Origin of the sequence: Bradyrhizobium sp., assembly GCF_049691595.1 — a bacterium.
Lineage (GTDB): Bacteria > Pseudomonadota > Alphaproteobacteria > Rhizobiales > Xanthobacteraceae > Bradyrhizobium.
Genome location: NZ_JBAVNZ010000519.1, coordinates 1 through 2,595 on the forward strand (window position 1 = coordinate 1; position 2,595 = coordinate 2,595).

The window sequence follows — 2,595 nt, forward strand, 5'->3', positions numbered from 1 at the left end:
GCGCAACGCGTGGCGCTGGCGCGGGCGCTGTACGGCAATCCGTTCCTGATCGTGCTCGATGAGCCGAACTCCAATCTCGACAGCGAAGGCGACGAGGCGCTGACCCGCGCGGTTCGGGCCGCGCGCGAGCGCGGCGCCATCGTGGTGGTGGTCGCGCACCGGCCGGTCGGGATCGAGGCGGTCGATCAGCTGTTGGTGCTGAAAGACGGCCGGATGCAGGCGTTCGGCCCGAAGGAAAGCATTTTGGGGCAGGTGCTGCACCGGGTCCCGTCACCGCCGCCGCCGATCAAGATCGTTTCCGATGCGGGAGCTGCCAAGTCATGAGCCATCGATTGCGTGGCGCGCGACGCTCGATCCGGGCGCATCTGATCGTCGGCCTCGCCGTCGTCCTCGTGCTGGCGGGCGGCTTCGGCGGCTGGGCGTCGACGGTGCAGATTTCCGGTGCGCTGATCGCGCCGGGATCGGTGGTGGTCGATTCCAACGTCAAGAAGGTGCAGCACCCGACCGGCGGCGTGGTCGGCGAAGTGCGGGTGCGCGACGGCGACCTCGTCAAGGCCGGCGACATCGTGGTGCGTCTGGACGAAACCGTGGTCAAGGCGAGCCTTGCGATCGTCGTGAAAACGCTGAACGGATTGTGGGCGCGCGCCGCGCGGCTCGAGGCCGAACAGCGCGGTCTCGAGCGGATCGTGTTTCCGCCGATGCTGACCGACCGCGCCAGCGAGCCCGATGTCTGGGATGTGATGGCGAGCGAAGCCAAATTGTTCGAGGTCCGCGTCAACGGCCGCGCCGGGCAGAAAGCGCAATTGCGCGAGCGGGTCACGCAGCTCAACGAGGAAATCGGCGGCCTCACCGCGCAGGAAAACGCCAAGGACAAGGAAATCGCGCTGGTGGAAAAAGAGCTGATCGGCGTCCGCCAGCTCTACGACCAGCATCTGGTGCAGATTTCGCGGCTCACCGTGCTGGAACGCGACGTCGCGCGGCTGTCCGGCGAGCGGGCGCAATACATCGCCTCGCGGGCGCAGGCCAGGGGCAAGATCACCGAAACCGAGCTGCAGGTCATCCAGATCGACAAGGACATGGTCAGCGAGGTTTCCAAGGATCTGCGCGAGACCAACGACAAGATCGGCGAATTCGTCGAGCGCAAGGTCACCGCGGAGGACCAGTTGCGCCGCATCGACATCCGCGCGCCGCAGGACGGCATGGTGCTGCAATCGACTGTCCACACCGTCGGCGGCGTCATCACCGCCGGTGACGCCATCATGATGATCGTGCCGCAGGCCGACGACCTCTCGGTCGAGGCCAAGGTCAATCCGCAGGACATCGACAAGCTGCAGATCGGCCAGAAGACCCTGCTGCGGCTGTCGGCCTTCAACCAGCGCACCACCCCGGAACTGAACGGCGTCGTCACCCGCGTCTCGGCGGACGTCACCACCGAACAGCGCACCGGGCAAAGCTATTACACCATCCGCGTCTCGATGCCGCCCGGGGAGGTCGCGCGTCTCGGCGACAGCAACAAGCTGATCCCGGGCATGCCGGTGGAAGCCTTCGTGCAGACCGGCGACCGCACGATGTTTTCCTATCTGATGAAGCCGCTCAGCGACCAATTGATGCGCTCGTTCCGGGAGAAGTGACGCGATCGCGGCCGCCAGGCCCCGATCGGCACCTGAGTCCGTCGGGATCCAAGCCCCGGCGGAACCAAATATCAAGCTGCAGCGACTATTTGAGCGCAGCCTGCCCGGCCAGCGACACCACGTCGTCCTGCGAGCCGGAACCACCGCTCACGCCAATGGCGCCGATCACCTTGCCTCCGACCACGAGCAGATTGCCTCCGCGTGAGGCGACCACGTCATCGAGTGTCGTCAGATAGGAGAAGTAGTGGCCTTTGCCGATCAGCGTTTCAAATACCAGCGTTGCGCGCCGATAGCGTGCAGCCGTGCGCGCCTTGTGCTGCGAGATACCGATGGACGCATACTGGCAATTATCCTGCTTCTCGAAATAAACAAGATCGCCGCTCGGGCTGACGACCGCCACGCAGAACGCGTTCCAATTTCGTTTTGTCGTCTCGGCGATGGCCGCGGCGGCCACCTTCTTGGCGGTCTCAAGATTGATCGGCTCGCCATAGGGCGGCGGCGTCAACGCATCCGAGACCACGTCGTTGGGATTGTCAGGATTCGGTGTCACCTGGGCAAACGCTCCGGTGCCAATCAAAAGCGCAACACATAGCGTGCCCGCCAGCGCAATTTGACGACGCATTCATTCCTCCCAAAGGGTTGTCTTTCGAACTGTCCTGGAATTTCCTGGACCGCCTGGACGATAGCAACTGGGTGGGGTCTCCGAAAGCCACAGGCGAGCTATTTTGACGAGACCGCCAAGACTGGCTCCTTTTTCGAAGCCCGCAGGATAGAGTTGGAGCGGAAGCGATACTCGTCAATCGCATCTTGCGGAGGTGAGGGGTTTCGCCGGGCTCAACCCATCATATGGACCTTGGTCCCTGCGAAATCTGAAATCTGCGCCGCGCCTTGACGAGAGATCGCAGGCTTCTGCTTGCAACCGGAGCCACGTCATTGCGAGGAGCACTTGCGACGAAGCAATCCA

General features: G+C 63.7%; 2 protein-coding genes and 1 pseudogene. 2 read left to right on the forward strand and 1 reads right to left on the reverse strand.

The window, feature by feature from the left end:
* Both WCE35_RS21230 and WCE35_RS21235 read left to right on the forward strand, forming a co-directional pair.
* Positions 1-324, forward strand: a pseudogene (locus tag WCE35_RS21230) (type I secretion system permease/ATPase); the annotation flags it as partial.
* Positions 321-1,631, forward strand: a complete 1,311-nt coding sequence (locus tag WCE35_RS21235) for an HlyD family type I secretion periplasmic adaptor subunit (RefSeq protein ID WP_424595280.1) — start codon at positions 321-323, stop codon at positions 1,629-1,631. The pseudogene WCE35_RS21230 and the gene WCE35_RS21235, both read left to right, overlap by 4 nt.
* Before the next feature lie 85 nt (positions 1,632-1,716).
* Here WCE35_RS21235 and WCE35_RS21240 read toward each other — a convergent pair whose 3' ends face one another.
* The gene (locus tag WCE35_RS21240; protein ID WP_424595281.1) at positions 1,717-2,253 is read right to left on the reverse strand and encodes a GlcG/HbpS family heme-binding protein; all 537 of its coding nucleotides are present in this window, start codon (positions 2,251-2,253) and stop codon (positions 1,717-1,719) included.
* Positions 2,254-2,595 lie beyond the last annotated feature (342 nt).

Coding starts and splice junctions, on each gene's coding strand:
- WCE35_RS21235 (WP_424595280.1), top strand. CDS start 321: ATGAGCCATCGATTGCGTGGCGCGCGACGCTCGATCCGGGCGCATCTG.
- WCE35_RS21240 (WP_424595281.1), bottom strand. CDS start 2,253: ATGCGTCGTCAAATTGCGCTGGCGGGCACGCTATGTGTTGCGCTTTTG.